The 18,797-nt window shown below is 70.8% G+C and carries 20 protein-coding genes; 10 read left to right on the top strand and 10 right to left on the bottom strand.

The annotated features are described in order from the left end of the window. The first annotated feature begins 9 nt into the window (after positions 1–9). The 4 genes from thrC to groL all read left to right on the top strand — a co-directional run bounded on the left by thrC (position 10) and on the right by groL (position 4,337). On the top strand, positions 10–1,293 hold the full coding sequence (gene thrC / locus B1H19_RS24485; RefSeq protein WP_237289500.1) for a threonine synthase: 1,284 nt from the start codon (positions 10–12) through the stop codon (positions 1,291–1,293). A 53-nt stretch (positions 1,294–1,346) separates the two neighbouring features. After that, positions 1,347–1,631 carry a MoaD/ThiS family protein gene (locus tag B1H19_RS24490; protein ID WP_083106928.1) on the top strand — a complete coding sequence of 95 codons (285 nt, stop codon included), beginning with the start codon at positions 1,347–1,349 and terminating at the stop codon, positions 1,629–1,631. 586 nt (positions 1,632–2,217) lie between these two features. Beyond that, entirely contained in the window at positions 2,218–2,421 is a 204-nt protein-coding gene (locus B1H19_RS24495; RefSeq protein WP_003986833.1) for a cold-shock protein, read from the top strand. Between the two features lie 293 nt (positions 2,422–2,714). Further along, positions 2,715–4,337 carry a chaperonin GroEL gene (groL, locus tag B1H19_RS24500; protein WP_083106929.1) on the top strand — a complete coding sequence of 541 codons (1,623 nt, stop codon included), beginning with the start codon at positions 2,715–2,717 and terminating at the stop codon, positions 4,335–4,337. A gap of 149 nt (positions 4,338–4,486) precedes the next feature. On the opposite strand, the gene cynS is transcribed toward groL, so the two are convergent. Together cynS and B1H19_RS24510 are read right to left on the bottom strand one after the other, a co-directional pair. Next, entirely contained in the window at positions 4,487–4,957 is a 471-nt protein-coding gene (gene cynS, locus B1H19_RS24505; protein WP_083106930.1) for a cyanase, read from the bottom strand. Between the two features lie 58 nt (positions 4,958–5,015). Further along, the gene (locus tag B1H19_RS24510) at positions 5,016–5,609 is read right to left on the bottom strand and encodes a carbonic anhydrase (RefSeq protein WP_083109844.1); all 594 of its coding nucleotides are present in this window, start codon (positions 5,607–5,609) and stop codon (positions 5,016–5,018) included. A 145-nt stretch (positions 5,610–5,754) separates the two neighbouring features. On the opposite strand from B1H19_RS24510, the gene cynR reads away from it, so the two are divergent. After that, positions 5,755–6,663: a transcriptional regulator CynR gene (cynR, locus tag B1H19_RS24515; RefSeq protein ID WP_083106931.1), complete on the top strand. Its 909-nt coding sequence runs from the start codon at positions 5,755–5,757 to the stop codon at positions 6,661–6,663. A gap of 68 nt (positions 6,664–6,731) precedes the next feature. Then, positions 6,732–7,139 carry a VOC family protein gene (locus tag B1H19_RS24520; RefSeq protein WP_083106932.1) on the top strand — a complete coding sequence of 136 codons (408 nt, stop codon included), beginning with the start codon at positions 6,732–6,734 and terminating at the stop codon, positions 7,137–7,139. Between the two features lie 46 nt (positions 7,140–7,185). On the opposite strand, the gene B1H19_RS24525 is transcribed toward B1H19_RS24520, so the two are convergent. The 6 genes from B1H19_RS24525 to B1H19_RS24550 all read right to left on the bottom strand — a co-directional run bounded on the left by B1H19_RS24525 (position 7,186) and on the right by B1H19_RS24550 (position 12,968). Beyond that, positions 7,186–7,947 carry a hypothetical protein gene (locus tag B1H19_RS24525; RefSeq protein WP_083106933.1) on the bottom strand — a complete coding sequence of 254 codons (762 nt, stop codon included), beginning with the start codon at positions 7,945–7,947 and terminating at the stop codon, positions 7,186–7,188. Continuing rightward, entirely contained in the window at positions 7,940–8,620 is a 681-nt protein-coding gene (locus B1H19_RS24530) for an RNA polymerase sigma factor (RefSeq protein WP_083109845.1), read from the bottom strand. Before B1H19_RS24530 ends, B1H19_RS24525 begins: the two co-directional genes overlap by 8 nt. A gap of 95 nt (positions 8,621–8,715) precedes the next feature. Continuing rightward, positions 8,716–9,141: a hypothetical protein gene (locus B1H19_RS24535; protein WP_159028128.1), complete on the bottom strand. Its 426-nt coding sequence runs from the start codon at positions 9,139–9,141 to the stop codon at positions 8,716–8,718. Between the two features lie 162 nt (positions 9,142–9,303). Continuing rightward, positions 9,304–10,974 carry a PTS transporter subunit EIIC gene (locus tag B1H19_RS24540; RefSeq protein ID WP_083106935.1) on the bottom strand — a complete coding sequence of 557 codons (1,671 nt, stop codon included), beginning with the start codon at positions 10,972–10,974 and terminating at the stop codon, positions 9,304–9,306. 22 nt (positions 10,975–10,996) lie between these two features. Next, entirely contained in the window at positions 10,997–11,935 is a 939-nt protein-coding gene (murQ, locus tag B1H19_RS24545; protein ID WP_083106936.1) for an N-acetylmuramic acid 6-phosphate etherase, read from the bottom strand. Positions 11,936–11,993: 58 nt separating this feature from the next. After that, positions 11,994–12,968 carry a MurR/RpiR family transcriptional regulator gene (locus B1H19_RS24550; protein WP_237289501.1) on the bottom strand — a complete coding sequence of 325 codons (975 nt, stop codon included), beginning with the start codon at positions 12,966–12,968 and terminating at the stop codon, positions 11,994–11,996. Positions 12,969–13,099: 131 nt separating this feature from the next. Here B1H19_RS24550 and B1H19_RS24555 point away from each other — a divergent pair, with 131 nt between their 5' ends. Beyond that, complete coding sequence (locus tag B1H19_RS24555; protein WP_418361467.1) at positions 13,100–13,462, top strand: hypothetical protein; 363 nt, start codon at positions 13,100–13,102, stop codon at positions 13,460–13,462. 1 nt (position 13,463) lies between these two features. After that, complete coding sequence (locus B1H19_RS24560; protein ID WP_083106938.1) at positions 13,464–13,730, top strand: DUF4031 domain-containing protein; 267 nt, start codon at positions 13,464–13,466, stop codon at positions 13,728–13,730. A gap of 27 nt (positions 13,731–13,757) precedes the next feature. On the opposite strand, the gene B1H19_RS24565 is transcribed toward B1H19_RS24560, so the two are convergent. Next, positions 13,758–14,471 (bottom strand): TetR/AcrR family transcriptional regulator, encoded by a 714-nt coding sequence (locus B1H19_RS24565; protein WP_203237217.1) that lies wholly within the window; start codon positions 14,469–14,471, stop codon positions 13,758–13,760. Between the two features lie 180 nt (positions 14,472–14,651). Here B1H19_RS24565 and B1H19_RS24570 point away from each other — a divergent pair, with 180 nt between their 5' ends. Beyond that, the gene (locus B1H19_RS24570; RefSeq protein ID WP_083106939.1) at positions 14,652–16,859 is read left to right on the top strand and encodes an MMPL family transporter; all 2,208 of its coding nucleotides are present in this window, start codon (positions 14,652–14,654) and stop codon (positions 16,857–16,859) included. Between the two features lie 20 nt (positions 16,860–16,879). On the opposite strand, the gene B1H19_RS24575 is transcribed toward B1H19_RS24570, so the two are convergent. Continuing rightward, the gene (locus B1H19_RS24575; RefSeq protein WP_083106940.1) at positions 16,880–18,109 is read right to left on the bottom strand and encodes a Cmx/CmrA family chloramphenicol efflux MFS transporter; all 1,230 of its coding nucleotides are present in this window, start codon (positions 18,107–18,109) and stop codon (positions 16,880–16,882) included. 245 nt (positions 18,110–18,354) lie between these two features. Here B1H19_RS24575 and B1H19_RS24580 point away from each other — a divergent pair, with 245 nt between their 5' ends. After that, a complete protein-coding gene (locus B1H19_RS24580; RefSeq protein WP_159028129.1) occupies positions 18,355–18,783 on the top strand; it encodes a hypothetical protein in 429 nt (142 codons plus the stop codon). Positions 18,784–18,797 lie beyond the last annotated feature (14 nt).

Below are 18,797 nucleotides of genomic sequence, written 5' to 3' on the forward strand. Positions count from 1 at the left end.
CTCGCCTCCATGGCTGTGCAAGTCACCGAAACCGCAACCTCTCCCACCGTTGCTCTGGGCCCCGCCGTCGCGCTCTCCTGCCGCGAGTGCGGGCAGCGTTTCCCGCTCGGCCCCATTTTCGCCTGCCAGGAATGTTTCGGGCCGCTCGAAGTGGCCTACGACCTCCCGAGCGGCGACCCCGAGGGCCTGAGGAAGCGGATCGAGGCCGGCCCCGACAACATCTGGCGCTACGCCCCGCTGCTGCCCGTCCCCGTCGACGTGGCCGACAAGCCGAATCTCAACCCCGGCTTCACCAAGCTGGTCAAGGCCGACCGCCTCGCCGCCGAGCTGGGCGTCACGGGCGGCCTGTACGTCAAGGACGACTCCGGCAACCCGACGCACTCCTTCAAGGACCGCGTCGTCGCGATCGCCGTCGAGGCCGCCCGCGCCTTCGGCTTCACCACCCTGTCCTGCTCCTCCACCGGCAATCTGGCCGGTGCGGTCGGCGCAGCCGCCCGCCGGGCCGGTTTCAAGTCCTGCGTCTTCATCCCGCACGACCTGGAGGCCGGCAAGGTCGTCATGGCCGCGGTCTACGGCGGCGACCTGGTCGGCATCGAGGGTAACTACGACGACGTCAACCGCTTCTGCTCCGAGCTCATCGGCGACCCGCTGGGCGAGGGCTGGGGCTTTGTGAACGTCAACCTGCGCCCGTACTACGGCGAGGGTTCGAAGACCCTGGCGTACGAGATCTGCGAGCAACTGGGCTGGCGGCTGCCGGACCAGATCGTCATCCCGATCGCCTCCGGCTCCCAGCTCACCAAGATCGACAAGGGGCTCAAGGAGCTGATCGCCCTGGGTCTGGTCGAGGACAAGCCGTACAAGATCTTCGGTGCCCAGGCGGAGGGCTGCTCGCCGGTGTCCGCGGCCTTCAAGGCCGGACACGACGTCGTACGCCCCCAGAAGCCGAACACCATCGCCAAGTCGCTGGCCATCGGCAACCCGGCCGACGGGCCGTACGTCCTGGACATCGCGCGGCGTACGGGCGGTGCGGTGGAGGATGTCAACGACGAGCAGATCGTGGACGCCATCAAGCTGCTGGCGCGGACGGAAGGGATCTTCGCGGAGACCGCGGGCGGCGTCACCGTCGGCGTCACCAAGAAGCTCATCGAGGACGGTCTGCTCGACCCGACCCTGACCACCGTCGTCCTGAACACCGGTGACGGCCTCAAGACCCTGGACGCCGTCGCCGCCGGCCCCACGGCCACCATCCGCCCGGACCTGGACGCGTTCCGCGCGGCCGGCCTGGACGGCTGAGCCCCGGCCGGAATCCCCGAACCCGTACCCCGCAGTCGCTGGAAGGCAGAACCATGAGCGTCAAGGTCCGCATCCCCACCATCCTCCGCACCTACACCGACGGCCAGGCCGAGGTCGCCGCCGAGGGCGCGACCCTCTCCGAGGTGATCGCCGACCTGGAGAAGAACCACACCGGCATCGCGGCGCGGGTGCTGGACGACGCGGGCAAGCTGCGCCGCTTCGTGAACGTCTACGTCAACGACGACGACGTCCGCTTCGAGCAGGGCCTGGAGACGCCGACGCCGGACGGCGCGGGCGTGTCCATCATTCCCGCGGTAGCGGGAGGTGCCGGGGCGTAGCCCCGTCCTGCCGGGGTGGTGGTCGGGCGGCGGGTGGGAGGCTGCTGACCGGCGGCTGCCGACAGGTGGCCGCTGACGAAGTGGTGACGCGGCGTTCAATTTGCGCCATCTCGCGCCCCGTGTGACGGAAATTGCCCCATCCGCGCAAAAGCGGATGGGGCAATTCCATGTCCGGAAAGGCGATACGATGGGGCCGATCTCTTTCGTGCGATCGCGTACAACCCCTCGTACCACCTATGCGCCCCCTCGCATGGCCCTCGTACCGCTTTCGCACAGCTCCTGCGCATGCCCAACGCATATGTGATCGAACCGAGTTGTGCTCAAAGTGTGTGCAGCATTTGTCGGAAAACTGAGCTATGCCCGGCCCGACTTGCCCTGGCGTAATGCGACTTAGCCGCATAATTGCGGATTCTCCGGTGCCAGAATTCTCGTCCAATTGACCTGTTGCGCTGGGCAGTGGTGCAGATACATTCAGCGGCGGTCGACGCGTTCCGGCGCACACCCCACGGGCCTTTCGAGGGGTGAGGTCTGACCCGGGTCCGCGGAGTGCGGTCCTGCGCAAGGGCCAGTAATAGGGGAGTTAGGCATGGCTCAGGGCACCGTCAAGTGGTTCAACGCGGAGAAGGGCTACGGCTTCATCGCGGTCGACGGTGGTGCGGATGTATTCGTCCACTACAGCGCGATTCAGATGGACGGCTACCGCACCCTTGAGGAGGGTCAGCGGGTCGAGTTCGAGATCTCGCAGGGCCAGAAGGGGCCGCAGGCGGACATGGTCCGGGTGGCCGGCTGAGGCGCCGACCGACTGCAGCGTCGCGAAGGCCCGCACCCCTGAGGGGCGCGGGCCTTCTGCATGCCGTATCCACACCCGCGTCCGCGCGTACGTCCACACCCGCTTGCACTCGATGGGGCCGAGTGCTAATCATTGGCGTTAGCACTCTCCGGGTGAGAGTGACAATCAAGGATCGGGTCGGCGAGGTCCGCGGGCCGGGTGGGGCAAGGAACCACACGGTGTGCAGACCGTCCGTCGCGGGCGCCAGCGCGGTCCGGAGCAATCCACCCCGATGTCCGGGAGGACCACTTCACATGGCCAAGATCATCGCGTTCGACGAGGAGGCACGGCGCGGTCTCGAGCGCGGGATGAACCAGCTCGCCGACGCCGTCAAGGTCACCCTCGGCCCCAAGGGCCGCAACGTCGTCCTCGAGAAGAAGTGGGGCGCCCCCACGATCACCAACGATGGTGTGTCCATCGCCAAGGAGATCGAGCTCGAGGACCCGTACGAGAAGATCGGCGCCGAGCTGGTCAAGGAGGTCGCGAAGAAGACGGACGACGTCGCCGGTGACGGCACGACGACCGCGACCGTCCTGGCCCAGGCCCTGGTCCGCGAGGGCCTGCGCAACGTCGCCGCCGGTGCCAACCCGATGGCCCTGAAGCGCGGTATCGAGAAGGCCGTCGAGTCCGTCTCCGCTGCCCTGCTGGAGCAGGCGAAGGACGTCGAGACCAAGGAGCAGATCGCCTCCACCGCGTCCATCTCCGCCGCCGACACCCAGATCGGCGAGCTCATCGCCGAGGCCATGGACAAGGTCGGCAAGGAAGGCGTCATCACCGTCGAGGAGTCCCAGACCTTCGGTCTGGAGCTGGAGCTCACCGAGGGTATGCGCTTCGACAAGGGCTACATCTCGGCGTACTTCGCGACCGACATGGAGCGCATGGAAGCCGCGCTCGACGACCCGTACATCCTCATCGTCAACTCCAAGATCGGCAACGTGAAGGACCTGCTGCCGCTCCTGGAGAAGGTCATGCAGTCCGGCAAGCCGCTGCTGATCATCGCCGAGGACGTCGAGGGCGAGGCCCTGTCGACCCTGGTCGTCAACAAGATCCGTGGCACCTTCAAGTCCGTCGCCGTCAAGGCCCCGGGCTTCGGTGACCGCCGCAAGGCCATGCTCGGCGACATCGCCATCCTCACCGGTGGCACCGTCATCTCCGAGGAGGTCGGCCTCAAGCTGGAGAACGCCGGTCTCGACCTGCTCGGCCGCGCCCGCAAGGTCGTCATCACCAAGGACGAGACCACCATCGTCGACGGTGCCGGTGACAGCGAGCAGGTTCAGGGCCGCGTCAACCAGATCCGCGCCGAGATCGAGAACAGCGACTCGGACTACGACCGCGAGAAGCTCCAGGAGCGTCTGGCGAAGCTGGCCGGCGGCGTGGCCGTCATCAAGGCCGGTGCCGCCACCGAGGTCGAGCTCAAGGAGCGCAAGCACCGCATCGAGGACGCCGTGCGCAACGCCAAGGCGGCCGTCGAGGAGGGCATCGTCGCCGGCGGTGGCGTGGCCCTGCTCCAGGCCACCCAGGTCTTCGAGAAGCTGGAGCTCGAGGGCGACGAGGCCACCGGTGCCGCCGCTGTGAAGCTGGCCCTGGAGGCCCCGCTGAAGCAGATCTCGGTGAACGCCGGCCTCGAGGGCGGTGTCATCGTGGAGAAGGTGCGCAACCTGACCCCGGGCCACGGCCTCAACGCCGCGACCGGTGAGTACGTCGACATGATCGCCGAGGGCATCATCGACCCGGCGAAGGTGACCCGTTCCGCTCTGCAGAACGCCGCCTCCATCGCCGCGCTGTTCCTGACCACCGAGGCCGTCATCGCCGACAAGCCGGAGAAGGCCGCCGCGGCCGCTCCGGGCGGCATGCCGGGCGGTGACATGGACTTCTGATCCGGCCACCGGATCAGACCGCCGGTCCCTCGGGGCCGCGGGTCCACACGTTCGCCGGGGCGGCACCCTTCGTACGAGGGGTGCCGCCCCGGCGGCGTTTTTCTGCGCGTTTCTGCGCGGGGACCGCCGGGGACCGTCGGCCGGATCCGTCAGAAGGGCTTGGTCGGCAGGTACTTGCCGTCCAGGGTGATGACGGCGCGTTCGCCGCCCTCGGGGTCGGCGACCTTCTTCACATCGAGCCGGAAGTTGATCGCGCTGATGATGCCGTCCCCGAACTGCTCGTGGACCAGCGCCTTGAGCGTGGTGCCGTAGACCTGGAGCATCTCGTAGAAGCGGTAGACGGTGGGGTCGGTGGGAATGCCGCCGGGGATCGAGCCGCGGGTCGGGACGGTCTGGAGCAGCAGCGCGCCGTCGGCGTCGAGGCCGAGCAGTTCGGCGACGGCCTCGGCGGACTTCTCCGGCAGGGGATGCTGACCGAGGACGGCGGCGGTGGTGAAGGCCACCGACAGCCCGGCGGCGTCGGCGATCTGCTGCCAGGTGAGGTTCTTACGGGTCTTGGCCTCGACGGCGGCGTTCGCGAGGGACTGGCGGGCGGTGGGGTCGAACTGGGCGTGCACCATGATCGGTACGTCCTTCTTTCTCGGGGGTGGGGATGGGGAGTTGAGGGTTCGGGGTGGGTCAGGCCGCGGTGGCGGATTCGGGGCCCGCGGCGGAGAGGTTCTCGACGCCACCGGTGGCGATGTCGTAGACCCAGCCGTGGAGGGTGAGCCGGTTCTCGGCGCGGGCGCGGGCGACCGACGGGTGGGTGGTCAGGTTCGCCAGCTGGGCGAGCACGTTCTGCCGTATCAGCGCGGACACGTCCCCGGTGGCGGCGGTGCGGGCCTGTGCGGCGTCCGCGTGCCGCAGCCAGTCGGCGACCGCCGGAGCGTCGCTCAGGTCGTGGCGCCCGGCGAGGGCGGTCATCGCCCCGCACCCGGAGTGGCCGCAGACCACGACGTCCGACACGCCGAGCGCGGATACGGCGTACTCGACGCTCGCCGCCACGCCGTCGCCGCCGGGGCGGTAGGCGGGGACGAGGTTGCCGGCGGTGCGGATGACGAACAGGTCTCCCGGCTCGCTCCCCGTGATCAGTTCGGGCACGACGCGCGCGTCGGAGCAGCCGATGAACAGCGTCCGCGGCGTGTGATGGGCGGCCAGGTGGGCGAACAGCTCCGCCTTGGCCGGGAAGACGTCCCGCTGGAAACGGGCGACGCCTTCGGTGAGGTCCTGCATGGGGCGCATGAGGCACTCCCTTCGGTGGCGACCGACCGCGGTGGCCGGTGAAATCCACCCTGCATGACCTGGACTTATAGTGTCCAAGACGTGTTGGGCATGCCAGCTATTGGCGTCAGCTATAGCCACCCCTACACTGCCGCCCATGGCCCTGGAACTGCGTCATGTGCGCTATCTGCTCGCCGTCGCCGAGCACGGCAACTTCACCCGCGCCGCCGAAGCGCTGCACATCTCCCAGCCCACCCTGTCCCAGCAGATCAAGCAGCTCGAACGCGCCCTGGGTGTAAAGCTGTTGGACCGTACGGGGCGCGCCGTACGCCTCACCGACGCCGGCGAGGTCTACACCCACCACGCCCGGCGCGCGCTCCGCGATCTGGCCGCCGCCGAACGCGCCGTCCACGACGTCCAGGACCTCTCCCGCGGGCACCTGCGCCTGGGTGTCACCCCCACCTTCAGCGCCTACCTCGTCGGCCCGCTCACCGCCGAACTCCGTAGCCGCCACCCCGGCGTCACCCTGACCGTGCGGGAGACGACCCAGGACCGCATCGAGTCCGCCCTGCTCGCCGACGACCTCGACGTCGGCATCGCGTTCACCGGCCCTCATCTGCCCGGCATCACCACCACCGCGCTGTTCACCGAAACCCTCAGCCTCGTCACCGGCGCCCGGCACGCCCGCCCGACGCCCCACCCCCCGCTCCCGGTCCAGGCCCTCCATGACCGCGATGTGGCCCTGCTGAGCAGCGATTTCGTCACCCGCGGCCATATCGACGCCTACTTCGCCCGCCACCGCATCGCCCCCCGTATCGCGGTCGAGGCCAATTCCCTCCAGGCCCTCACCGAAATCGTCCGGCGCACCGAGCTGGCCACGGTCCTGCCCGACGCCGTCACCGACGACCATCCGCACCTCGGCACCGTCCCCCTCGACCCGCCACTGCCCGCCCGTACCGTCGGCCTCCTCCGTCGCGAAGGCGCCTACCTCAGCGCCGCGTCCCACGCCTTCACGCAACTGGCGCACGACCTCGTGCGCTCCCGCGGCTACCCGTCGGCGGAATGATCACCTGGCGCCTGATTGCCCCTTAGTGTCGACAATCGTCCCTTACTGTCGACCTTGGGTGGAATCCCATGCCCTTCGCCCCCTGCATCAGCGTCCAGGACACCGCCGCCAGCCTCGCCTTCTACAAGAAGCTCGGCTTCGACGTGGACTCCCGGGCCGCGCGCCCCGGTGACGACATCCACATGCTGCTCTACGAGGGCGACTTCTGCGCGATGATCTACCGCAACGAGGACCTCAAGCACTGGCTCCCCGTCCTCAAGGACACCCCCATCGGATTCGCCGGCATGTTCTACCTGACCGTGGACGACCTCGACGCCGCCCATGAGCACATCGCCCGGCACGCCGAGATCGTCAAGGAGCTCACCGCCGACCACACGGGACAGCGGATGTTCTACTTCCGGGATCTCGACGGCTATGTGATCGGCGTCAACGAGAGGGCGGCGCTGGAGCGCAGCGAGATGGGGAGGTACGCATGAGCCGTCACCGTCCGCCGAAGCGCGGATGAGCAGCGCGTACGAGCCCTTACCGCCCGCCGAAGTGCGCCGTGGCGAGGACGCTGCCGTCGGCCGCGGTCAGGCGGGCGCCGGTGACGGTGGAGAGGTCCACGGAGGTCGGGGCGCCCCAGTAGGCGTCACCGGCGTGTATGGGGAAGGTGCCGAGCCGGACGGTGGTGCCGTTGCGGCGCACAAGGAGACAGGTGATCTTCCCGCTGTACTTCATCCCGGCGTCGGCGAGATCGACGGACATGAACACCATGCCCTGTGACCCGGGAGTCGCCCCGGGGTGGGCATAGACTTCACCGGCCTTCTGCCGGTGCCCCGCAACGGCCCCGATGAGATCAGCACGCAGCATGTTCGGCACGGTCTGGACGGGCCGTGCCGGGCCGGCCGCCACGTTCTCGATGACCGTGCCGACGGCCCAGCCGCCGGCCCCGAGGCCGAGCGCGAGAACGGCCGCCGCCGACGCGATCCGCAGCCGCACGCCCCTACGGGACCGCTCGCGCCGCTTCCCGACGCCGTGTGCGACCACATGTCCGTCGCGCGCCGCCGCGGCCTGGCTCAGCCTGCGCGCTACCCGGGTTTCGAAGCCGGCGGGCGGTTCGGCGTCCGGCAGCAGGCCGAGCAGCCCGTCGCCGGCGAGGACCAGCTGCTCGATGTACTCCCGGCACTCCGCGCAACGGTCCAGATGGGCGGTCGCCTCGGCCCGCTCCCGGCCCGCGAGCACGCCCAGCGCCAGCTCGGCACCGGTTTCGTGCAGCTCTTCACAGGTCAGGTTCCTAGTCATGGCCGCCTCGGTTCGGAGACGTGGGGTCGGGGCCTGGGGGTTCAGGGTCGGGGGGTGTAGGGCCGAGGGGTTCATGGTCAGGCTGCGGCGCGCCCGGCCGCATCGCACCCGGTGCGGTAAGCGTGGCCCGCAGCTTGCCCATCGCCGTCCTGATCCTCGTCTTCGCCGTGCCCAGCGGGATGTGCTCCCACTCGGCGATCTGCTGGGCGGTCATCCCGTAGATGCCCGCCATCGCCAGCGCGCGCCCCTGCTCGCGCGGCAGGGCCGCCACCGCGGCCCGCAGCGTGGCCGACGCCTCGTCGGCGAGCGCTTGCTGCTCGGGCGTCTCGGTGACCACGTCCAGCAGCGCATCGAGGTCCTCGGGCGCCACCGGCTCCGGCCGGCGCGAGCGCACCGCGTCGATGGCCAGGTTGTGCGCGATGGTCGTCAGCCAGGTCGTCACCGAACCGCGCCGCGCGTCGTAGACCTGCGCATGCCGCCAGGCACGCTCGAACGTCTGCTGCGCGATGTCCTCGGCGATCTGCGCATCGCGTGTGACGGCGATCGCCACGCCGAAGACGGTGTGCTGGAAGCGCCGTACGAACGTGACGGCGAGCTCGGGGTCACCCGTGGCCAGACCAGCCAGCAGCGCCTCGTCCGGGATGCGTCCGACCGGGAGCTGCAACCTCTGCATGCCCTTGTATACGGTCCGCCCGGGCCAGGGGATTGCCTGGCGGTTACGGAAGACCACGCCTTCATTCTCCTCCGCCTCCCGCGGAACGGTCGCGTTCACCGTACGCGCAGGGACGTCACCGGGCGGGTGACCTGCTGCGGCGGCGTATGCGGCTTCTCCACGCCGTACCAGGCGACGAAGCAAGCGATGAACACGCTCTCGGAGGCGACGGACAGCACGCCATACGGAGGGTCCCAGGTCCCTTCGTGGTAGCTCGGCAGCCCGACCGTACGCGACAGCGCGAAGCCGAGGATCATGCCGCCGCTGATCAGCGTTCCCAGCCACCATCCCGGCAGGGGGTTCCGCCGCGCGAGCCCGGCGGCGGCCAGGAGCAGCGCAACACTGCTGATGAGGAACAGGACTCCTATGTAGGTCATCTCCTGGAGGTGTTCGGGGGCGATCACGATATGAACGACGGCGCAGAGGAGGGCGCTCAGACCGGCGACTCCCCGCAGCGACAAGTCGGCAACTCGGGAAGACATCGGGGGCCTCCTCGCATTCGCCGGATTCCCAGGGCACATCCATGGGGGATGCGAAGTCATGAGGGGTACGAATGAGTCCGCGGAATGGCTCTTGACCGCCCCCGGAGCGGCACGCGGCTCAGCTCACGGCCGGCCTGGCCGCCCGGGGGCGGGTGGCGGCCGTCAGGCGGAGACGGGGGCCTTGTCGGGCGGCGAGTCGTCGGGCTGGGTGGGCGGCGCGGCACAGGCGTCGGCGGGCGCATCGGGGTCGGCGTTCAGATCGCGGCGCATCTGTTTGCTGAAGCCGAAGAAGTACGTGGCGAGAAAGCCGGCGAGGTAGCCGACCAGCAGGCCGAGGGCGTAGACGGCGGCCGTGACGCCGATGCCGTGATTGCCCTTGACCAGGGGGAACAGGGCCCAGCCGGAGGGGCCGATGGCGGTGGAGCCGACGGTGTCGCCGAGTTGGTGGGCGAGGCCGAGGAAGCCGCCGCCGAAGGCGCCGCCGAGGCAGGCGGTGATGAAGGGGCGGCCGAGGGGAAGCGAGACGCCGTAGATCAGGGGTTCGCCGACGCCCAGGAAGCCCGCGGGGAGGGCGGATTTGATGGTCGTACGGAGGGAGCCGTTGCGGGGCAGGCGGAGGTAGACGGCGAGTGCGGCGCCGACCTGGCCCGCGCCGGCCATGGCGAGGATGGGGAGCAGGACGGTGTAGCCCTGTTGCTCGATGAGGGTGGTGTGCAGGGGGATGAGGGCCTGGTGGAGGCCCAGCATGACCAGGGGGAGGAACAGGCCGCCGAGGACGAAACCGGCGAGGGCGCCGCCGTGGGCGAGCAGCTGGTCGGCGAAGGTGGCGAAGGCGGCGGAGATCTCGCCGGCGACGTACATCAGGCCGAAGACCGTGACCAGGCCGGTGAGCAGGACCGTCAGGGTGGGGGTCACGAGGACGTCCAGCGCCTGGGGGACCAGTTTGCGGCAGCGCTTTTCCACCTGGACGGCGAGGAGCGCGGCGGCCAGAGCGCCGAGGACGCCGCCCTGGCCTGGGGTGAGGGGGCGGCCGAAGGCGGAGATATGGGCGACACCGGGGAAGACGATGACGGCGGCGACCGCGCCGCCGAGGACCGGGGTGCCGCCGAACTCCCGGGCGGTGTGGAAGCCGACGAAGACGGCGATGAGCGACATGAAGCCGGCGGCGACGGCGGCCAGCGCGGGGACGAGGTCCGGCAGCCATCCCAGGTTGGTCAGCAGCCCGTTGATGCCCGCGACGATGCCGCAGCCGATCAGGGCGGGGATCAACGGGACGAAGATGTTGGCGATCCGGCGCAGGAAGAGTTTGGCCGGCGTGGCGTTCTTGGCCTTCTGGCGCGCCTTGAGGGCCGCGCCGTGGGCGGCGAGGTCGGCGGCGGAGGTGACCTTCCGGGGGGCCGTCGATGGCGCCGCTGCCGCTTCGTGGGCGGCCGTGGTCGGCGATTCCCCCGCCTGGGACGCCGGGGCGGCCGCGGCGCGCGCCTCCTCGGCCAGGCGCTCGAACTCGGGGGCGACCCGGGCGACCGTCCCGGGGCCCAGCACGATCTGGTACGTGTCGTCCTCGACCACGCCCATGACGCCCGGCACCGCCTTGAGCGCGTCGTCCTGGACCAGCGCGCGGTCCCGGATGCCGAGGCGCAGGCGGGTCATGCAGTGGGCGACGGAGGTGAGGTTCCCGGCGCCGCCGACGAGGGGGAGCAGCGCGGCGGCGAGCGCCTGGTGCTTGTCGGCGCGCGGGGCCTGCTGCGCGTGGTCGTCGGCGTTCTGCTTCGCGTTGTGGCTCGTGTTCTGGTTCGTGTCCGGGAGGGGCCCCCGGGTCGTGTCTTCGGGCATGTGGGGTGCCTTGCTGTGCGGGCTACGCGGAGGCGGCGGTTTCCAGGGCGATGCGGAGGTGGCCGTGGGAGGTTTCGAGGAGGCGTGCGGCGGTGGGGGCGTCGACCTTGCCGAGGAGGGTGAGGATGGCGTTCTTGACCTCGCCGTCCGTGGCGGCGAGTGCGGCCTCGATCTCCTCGTCCGACGCACCGGTGGCCAGCGCGACGATCCGGCGCGAGCGGGCCCGCAGCTTGTCGTTGGAGGCGCGGACGTCGACCATCAGGTTTCCGTAGGTCTTGCCCAGGCGGATCATGGTGATCGTCGAGAGCATGTTGAGGACGAGCTTCTGCGCCGTACCGGCCTTGAGGCGGGTGGAACCGGTCAGCAGCTCGGGGCCGACGACGACCTCGATGCCGTGCTCGGCGGCCGCGGCCAGTGCGGATCCGGCATTGCAGGACAGGCCGACGGTGAGCGCGCCGAGGCCGCGGGCGTGCTCGACGGCGCCTATGGCGTACGGGGTGCGGCCGGAGGCGGAGATGCCGACGACGGTGTCCTGGGGCGTCAGGTCGATGGCGGTCAGGTCGGCGACCGCCAGTTCCCTGCTGTCCTCGGCGCCCTCGACGGCGCTGACCAGGGCGGACGGGCCGCCCGCGATCAGTCCGAGGACCTCGGTGGGGTCGGTGTTGAACGTCGGCGGGCACTCGCTGGCGTCCAGCACGCCGAGCCGGCCCGCCGTACCGGCGCCCGCATAGACCAGCCGTCCGCCGCGGGCCATCCGCTCGGCCGTGGCCTCGATGGCGGCGGCGATCTGCGGGAGGCGGGCGGCGACGGCCGCCGGGACGGTGGCGTCCTCGGCGTTCATCGTGCGGGCGATCTCCAGGGTGGAGCGGCGGTCGATCTCGGCCAGCTCGGGGCGGAACGCCTCGGTGGTCAGGGCCTCCAGCTCGGCGCGGAGGCTGGCGTGGTCGGCGGTGGAGGTCATGGCGTGACGGCTCTTTCCGGGGGCGGGCTGTTGCCCACAGCGGAGGGCATCGGGCGTATCAGGGCTGGTGGCGGTGGGCCAGGGCCTCGTAGGAGGCGGACAGCGCGGGCGCGGCGGTCTCGTACGTCCGCTGGGCGACGCCTATGAACAGGCAGTCCACGACCAGGAGTTGACTCGTCCGGGACGACATCGCGGCCGGGCGCAGCTCGCTCTCGCGGGCCGTGGAGGTGGTCAGGATGTGGTCGGCGTACGCGGCGACCTCGCCGTCCGGGCGTCCGGTGACCGCGATGGTCGTGGCGCCGTTGTCGAACGCCACCCGCAGCGGCTCTATGACATCGGTGGTCCGGCCGGAGTGGGTGATCGCCACGGCGACGTCCCCGGTGCGCAGCTGCACGGCGTTGGTCACCGCCAGGTGCGGGTCGGAGTGCGCCTGCGCGATCAGGCCGATGCGCAGCAGCTTCTGCGCGAGGTCCTGCCCGACGAGATGCGAGGCGCCGTTGCCGTACACATCGATCCGGCGGGCCCCGCAGAGCGCGGCGACTGCCGCTTCCAGCTGGCTGACGTCCAGCCCGTCCGCGGTGTCGGCCAGGCACTGCTGCTCTTCCTGGGCGAGCTTGGCGACGACGTCGATCAGGGAGTCGTCGACCGCTATGTCCGCTGTCACGGCGGGTGCGCCGCCGGCCTCCTGTTGCGCGGCGAGCGCGGCCAGGGCCAGGCGCAGATCGCGGTAGCCCGGGTAGCCGAGCAGGCGAGAGGTGCGCACGACGGTGGCCTCGCTGGTGCCGGTGCGCTCGGCGAGGCCGGTGACGGTCAGGGCGGCGCAGCCGGCCGGATCGCCCGCGACGGCTTCGGCGACCCGCTGCATGGAGCGGGTCATCGTCGGGCCCAGGGTGCGGACCTTGGCGGCGAGGGCCGCGGGCGCGGGTGGCGCCGGGGCCGGCCGCTTGGCAGGTCCGTCGACGGTTTCGTTGACGGCTTCGTGGTCGGTTTCGCGGACGGTCTTCCTGAAAGTTTCCTTCACGCTGGTGCTCACGTGTGAAAAGTAATTTCATCCGCGTACCGCGTCAACACTCGCCGTGCCGCGCTGTGGAAAAGTCGCGCGGCGCGAGAGGGCCTGTGGATGACGAGCGGTCCGCATCGGCGGTCCGCGCGACAATGGACGGCATGGAGCTGGAACAGGCATTGCATGCCGCGCGGGCGCTGGTGCTCGCCGACCTGGTCGCGGACGACGTGGCCGACGCCGAGATCGTCTCGCTCGTGGAGGATGCGGTCTCCCACCGCCGGTGGTGGGTCGAGCAGTGGCCTGAGGGCGCGGAATTCGTCGCCGGGTTGATAGCCCAGGACGTACAGGACGCGCTGCTCGAACGCTACGGCCGCTGGCCGCTGTGCCCGGTGTGCACCACCTCCGGCGACCCACATGCCCTCGACGTCGAGCCGGAGTTGGGACCCGATCCGCACTGGGTCTGTCCCAAGACGGCCGTCGCGGTGGCGCGCGTGGGGCGGCTGCGGGCGCCGCTGGAGACCTGAGGTGGCGATCTACATCGATCCGCCCACCTGGCCGGGGCACGGCCGGATGTGGTCGCACCTGGTCAGCGACACCTCGTACGACGAGCTGCATGCGTTCGCGGCGGCGATAGGCGCACCGCCGCGGGCGTTCGAGCGCGACCACTACGACCTGCCCGCGGAGCGCTATGCCGACGCGGTGCGGGCCGGGGCGCTGGAGGTCGGCTGCAAGGAACTGCTGCTCCGGCTGACGGCGGCGGGGCTGCGGCGGCCCAAGAACCGGCAGGTGTGAGGCGCTGCTCGCCCGGGGCGTGCGGCGTTACTCGGCCGACGTTGCGCCGGGGGGCTGCGCGAGGGCGCCCACGGCGTCGCCGATGACCGGATCGAGATAGCGGAACAGGGCGTTCTTCAGCTCCGTGACGTAGCCGTCCCGCTCGGTGCCCTCGTGCGCCAGGACCAGCTCCAGCCCCGCCTTGAAGAGGCCGAAGCACATCTCCGCGATACGGGCGGTCTCGGCCTTCGGTGCGGCGGGCACGTAGAAGCCGATCAGGTCCTGGAGGCGCGCCAGCAGCGCCGCATGCAGTGCGTCGTGTGCCTCGGCCATCTGGCCGGGGACGTCCGGGCCGTGCATCAGCGCGAAGAAGACCGGGTGCTGGCAGTTGAAGTCGATGAAGCGGTCCACGATGCCGTCCAGCAGCTCGCGCAGCGGGGCGGCCGTGTCGGCGGGGGTGAGCACCTCGCCGTAGGTGTCGCGCATCTTGTGGATGAGCCGGTCGCCCAGCTCGATGGCGATGGCCTCCTTGTTCGGGAAGAACTGGTACAGCGTCCCGGGCGAGACGCCGGCCTCGCGGGCGATGGCGTTGGTGGAGGCGGCGGTGTAGCCGCTCGTGCAGAACACGGTCGCCGCGGCGTCGAGAAGCTGGGCGATACGGCGTTCGCCCCGCGCCTGGCGTCGGCGCGGCTTCTCGTCCGGTCCGTCCTCCGATGCAGCGGCCTGTGCCCGCCCGTCCGACGCCTGCTGCTTGTCGACCACGGTTTTCCCCAACTCCCGAACGCGATTGACAAACGCGAGTGCCCGCTCGCATTCTTGAAAAACGCGAGCGGCCGCTCGTGTTTGCCAGTCTATGGCAATGACCGACCCATGCTGCCTGCGTGGACGCACGGACGCACGGATGCCCAGGCGCACGGATCACGGTGAAGGGGACACCGCATCATGACCGAAGTCAACAGCCCGCCGGACGGCCCGAAGCCGGGCGGCTGGACCCGTTTCGTGACCGCCCGGCCACGCCTGTCCCTGCTGGTGGCGCTGGTGCTGACCGCGCTGGCCGTCTTCGCCGGCAGCGGCGTCGAGAAGCGCCTGGGCGCCGGCGGCTGGGAGGACCCGGCCGCGCAGTCCACCCATGCGACCAAGGCGCTGGCGCGGGAGTTCCCCGGTTCGCAGCCCAATCTGCTGCTCCTCGTGGACAGCGGGCGGGCATCCGTCGACGATCGCGCGGTCGCCGCGGAGGCCGCGCGGCTGACGGCCCGGCTCGCGGACGAGCGGGGTGTGACGGGCATCGGCTCGTACTGGCAGACCCAGTCCCCACAGCTGCGCGCCAAGGACGGACACCAGGCCCTGATCGCCGCCCGGATCACCGGCGACGACACGACCGCGGGCGAGACCCTCGACCGCATCGCACCGGCACTGCGCGGCGAGCACGGTCCGGTGCGGGTCTCGGTGGGCGGCCCGGTCGCCGTGCGGCACGAGATCCAGACGACGATCCAGGAGGATCTGGTCCGCGCCGAGACGATCGCCCTGCCCATCACCCTCGTACTGCTCGTGATGGTCTTCGGCAGCGCGGTCGCCGCCCTGCTCCCGCTCGGCATCGGCATCGTCGCCATCCTCGGGACGAACGCGGTCCTGCGCGGTCTCACCGAATTCACCGATGTATCGGTCTTCGCCCTGAACCTCACGACGGCCCTGGGTCTGGGCCTCGCCATCGACTACGCCCTGTTCATCGTCCGCCGCTTCCGCGAGGAACTGGCCACGGGAGCCGAGCCGTTGGCGGCGGTCGGGACCACACTGCGCACCGCCGGCCGCACCGTCCTCTTCTCCGCGCTGACCGTCGCCGTCTCGCTCGCGGCGATGATGGTCTTCCCGCAGTACTTCCTGCGCTCCTTCGCCTACGCCGGAATCGCCGTCGTCCTGCTCGCCGCGGGCGCCGCACTGATCCTGCTCCCGGCCGCGCTCGCCCTGCTCGGCCACCGGGTCAACGCCCTGGACCTGCGGCGGCTCCTGCGCCGCGGCGCGCCCCGCCGCACGTCACCGGGCACCGGCTGGGCCCGCGTCGCCTCCCTGGTCATGCGGCGCGCCCCGGTCTTCGCCCTCGCCACCACCGTCGGCCTCGTCCTTCTCGGACTCCCCTTCCTCGGCGTGAAGTTCGGCACCGCCGACGACCGCCAGCTGCCGACGACCGCCGAATCCCATATCGTCCAGCAGCACATCCGCGACGGCTTCCCCGGCAGCCCCGGCGGCGGCCTCGACATCCTCGCCGAGGGCCGGGCGACCCGCGCCCAGTACGCCGACTACCGCAAGCGGCTCGCCGGCCTGCCCGGCGTGACGAGGGTGGACGGACCGCTGGTGAAGGGGCACGCGGCCTACTTCACGGTCCTCCCCAAAGGCGAGGCCGTCGACCAGGGCACCCAGCACCTGGTCCGCGAAGTGCGCGCCACCCACGCCCCGTTCCGCACCTCGGTCACCGGCACGGCGGCCGTCCTGGTCGACTCCCAGCACGCCATCGGCGAACGGCTGCCCTGGGCCGCGGGCATCATCGTCGTGGTGACCCTGCTGCTGGTCTTCCTGCTCACCGGGAGCGTGCTCATACCGGTCCAGGCAGTGGTGCTCAACGCCCTCAGTCTCACCGCGATGTTCGGCGCGGTCGTCTGGGTCTTCCAGGAGGGCCATCTCTCCGGCGTCCTGGACTTCACCAGCACCGGAGACATCGAGACCACACTCCCCGTGCTGATGTTCTGCGTCGCCTTCGGCCTCTCCATGGACTACGGCGTCTTCCTGCTCTCCCGGATCAAGGAGGAGTACGACCACACCGGCGACCACCCGCACGCCGTGCGGTACGGACTCCAGCGCACCGGCGGACTGATCACCGCGGCCGCCGTGATCCTCGCCGTGGTGATGGTCGCGATCGGCACCTCCCGGGTGACCAACACCAAGATGCTGGGCCTGGGCATCGCGCTGGCGGTCCTCATGGACGCGATGATCGTCCGCAGCCTGCTGGTCCCCGCCGTCATGCGCCTGACGGGCCGCGCCACCTGGTGGGCCCCGGGGCCGCTGCGCCGCTTCCACGAACGGTTCGGCATATCGGAGGGCGAGCCGGCCCCGGCCCCCGTGGCGGCAAAGCCCCGGGAGCCGCAGCCCGTGCCCTAGAGGCGCGGTCCGGGCGTGCCTCAGTGCTGTTCGGCCGGTGCGCCCTCCTTGGCGAAGGGGACGCCGGCCGAGGAGGCGATCAGCTTGGAGCGGTGAGCGGACGAGCGGTGGAGACGGAAGGCGACGGCCGTCACGGCGACGGCCACCGCCGCCAGCGCCGCACCGGTCCAGGCCACGGCCGGATAGCCCCAGTGCGCGCCGATGACCAGGCCGCCCAGCCAGGGGCCGAGGGTGTTGCCGATGTTGAAGGCCGCGGTGGTGGTCGCGCCCGCCAGCGTCGGGGCGGCATTGGCCACGTTGAACATCCGGGCATTGAGCGCCGGGGCCGTGGTGAAGGCCGTTACGCCGAGCATCAGCGAGAGCGCGACGGCGGCGACCGGGCTGTGGGCCGTCAGGGCCAGCAGCGCCAGGACGGCCGTGGAGGCGGAAATGCCGCAGAACAGCGTGCCGAAGAGGTGCGCGTCGGCGATCCGGCCACCGATGAACGTACCGATCAGCGCGCCGACACCGAAGAGGGCGAGCACCGTGGGCACCCAGCTCTCGGCCAGCCCGGCGGTATCGGTCAGCAGCGGCGAGAGATAGGAGAAGAGCGCGAAGACGGCCGCGCCGTTCATGGCCGTGGCGGTCAGGGCCAGCCAGACCTGCTTGTCCTTGTAGATGGTCAGCTCGCGACGCAGCCGGGGACGGTCGTCACCGGTCGGCACGGGCGTGCTCGGCACCAGCGCGACCACCCCGACCAGACCGATCGCGGCCAGCGCGGCCACCGCCCAGAAGGCCGAGCGCCATCCGGCGTGCTGTCCCAGCAGCGCGCCGGCCGGGACGCCCGCGATATTCGCGATGCTCAGCCCGCCGACCATCACGGCCATCGCACGGGCGCGTGCGGTCACCGGCACCAGCGAGACGGCGACCGCCGCCCCGACCGCCCAGAAGCCGGCGCAGGCCAGCGCGCTCACCACGCGCGAGGCGAACAGCACGCCATACGTCGGCGCCACCGCGCCGGCCACCTGGCCCAGCCCGAAGAGACCGAGCAGGGATATCAGGGTCGTACGCCGCGGCAGCCGCAGTGTCGCCGCGGCGAGGACGGGCGCACCGACCACCATGCCGATCGCGAACGCGGAGACCAGCAACCCGGCCTGCGGAATCGAGACCTTCAGATCGCGGGCGAGCGGCTGGAGGATGCCGGAGAGCATGAATTCGGACGTCCCCAGGGCGAATACGGACAGCCCCAGGACGTAGACGGCGACGGGCATACGGGCGCGGTCGGCACGATCGGGCGGGCTGCGCTTCTTGGGCGGACTGGACACGGTGCGTTCGGGTCGAGCTGGCATGACAGGTACTAACAGAGGTAGGACGGCTGACATTCCCGGTGTCCGATATGTCGTCGGGGGAGGGGGAGGGGGAGGGGGAGGAACGGGAGGAAGTACCGCCGGGGTCGGGGACGGCCGTGATCCCCCGGCTGTGCCCCCGGCCGGCCGTCCGCCCGTACGCTGCCGCGATGGGGCTGAAACGGGAATGCGAGCGGTGCGGGGCCGAGCGGCGGCCGGTGGTGGAGATCAACGAGCGGGGAGTGCCGCACGGGGCCGGGCCGGAACACCGCCAGGTGCACGACTATGTGCGGATCCTGGAATGCCCCGGGTGCGGGCACGGCGTGCTGTACTCCTTCAGCCACGACTGCTATCTCCAGCCGTGGGAGACGGACGAGCCGTGGGACATGGACTGGACATGGCGGCTGGAGCCGGAGGACCTCACCCGGCTGCGGCAGGGGCTCGCCGACTGCCCGGATCCGCTGTCCCACCTCTGCCGGTGCCCCGCACACGACGTCCTGCGCAACGAGCGGCACGCGGCGGTGGACCAGGACGAGGCGCGGGTGGTGCTGGGGGAGGACGGACTACCGAGGCTGCGGCGGCGCACCGGTCACCAGTGACGCGCGCCGCCGAC

The organism is Streptomyces gilvosporeus, assembly GCF_002082195.1.
Lineage (GTDB): Bacteria > Actinomycetota > Actinomycetes > Streptomycetales > Streptomycetaceae > Streptomyces > Streptomyces gilvosporeus.

Bases quoted from the DNA above. Each gene is read 5' to 3' on its own strand.
- thrC (WP_237289500.1), top strand. From the start codon at position 10: ATGGCTGTGCAAGTCACCGAAACCGCAACCTCTCCCACCGTTGCTCTG.
- B1H19_RS24490 (WP_083106928.1), top strand. From the start codon at position 1,347: ATGAGCGTCAAGGTCCGCATCCCCACCATCCTCCGCACCTACACCGAC.
- B1H19_RS24495 (WP_003986833.1), top strand. From the start codon at position 2,218: ATGGCTCAGGGCACCGTCAAGTGGTTCAACGCGGAGAAGGGCTACGGC.
- groL (WP_083106929.1), top strand. From the start codon at position 2,715: ATGGCCAAGATCATCGCGTTCGACGAGGAGGCACGGCGCGGTCTCGAG.
- cynS (WP_083106930.1), bottom strand. From the start codon at position 4,957: ATGGTGCACGCCCAGTTCGACCCCACCGCCCGCCAGTCCCTCGCGAAC.
- B1H19_RS24510 (WP_083109844.1), bottom strand. From the start codon at position 5,609: ATGCAGGACCTCACCGAAGGCGTCGCCCGTTTCCAGCGGGACGTCTTC.
- cynR (WP_083106931.1), top strand. From the start codon at position 5,755: ATGGCCCTGGAACTGCGTCATGTGCGCTATCTGCTCGCCGTCGCCGAG.
- B1H19_RS24520 (WP_083106932.1), top strand. From the start codon at position 6,732: ATGCCCTTCGCCCCCTGCATCAGCGTCCAGGACACCGCCGCCAGCCTC.
- B1H19_RS24525 (WP_083106933.1), bottom strand. From the start codon at position 7,947: ATGACTAGGAACCTGACCTGTGAAGAGCTGCACGAAACCGGTGCCGAG.
- B1H19_RS24530 (WP_083109845.1), bottom strand. From the start codon at position 8,620: ATGCAGAGGTTGCAGCTCCCGGTCGGACGCATCCCGGACGAGGCGCTG.
- B1H19_RS24535 (WP_159028128.1), bottom strand. From the start codon at position 9,141: ATGTCTTCCCGAGTTGCCGACTTGTCGCTGCGGGGAGTCGCCGGTCTG.
- B1H19_RS24540 (WP_083106935.1), bottom strand. From the start codon at position 10,974: ATGCCCGAAGACACGACCCGGGGGCCCCTCCCGGACACGAACCAGAAC.
- murQ (WP_083106936.1), bottom strand. From the start codon at position 11,935: ATGACCTCCACCGCCGACCACGCCAGCCTCCGCGCCGAGCTGGAGGCC.
- B1H19_RS24555 (WP_418361467.1), top strand. From the start codon at position 13,100: ATGGAGCTGGAACAGGCATTGCATGCCGCGCGGGCGCTGGTGCTCGCC.
- B1H19_RS24570 (WP_083106939.1), top strand. From the start codon at position 14,652: ATGACCGAAGTCAACAGCCCGCCGGACGGCCCGAAGCCGGGCGGCTGG.
- B1H19_RS24575 (WP_083106940.1), bottom strand. From the start codon at position 18,109: ATGCCCGTCGCCGTCTACGTCCTGGGGCTGTCCGTATTCGCCCTGGGG.
- B1H19_RS24580 (WP_159028129.1), top strand. From the start codon at position 18,355: ATGGGGCTGAAACGGGAATGCGAGCGGTGCGGGGCCGAGCGGCGGCCG.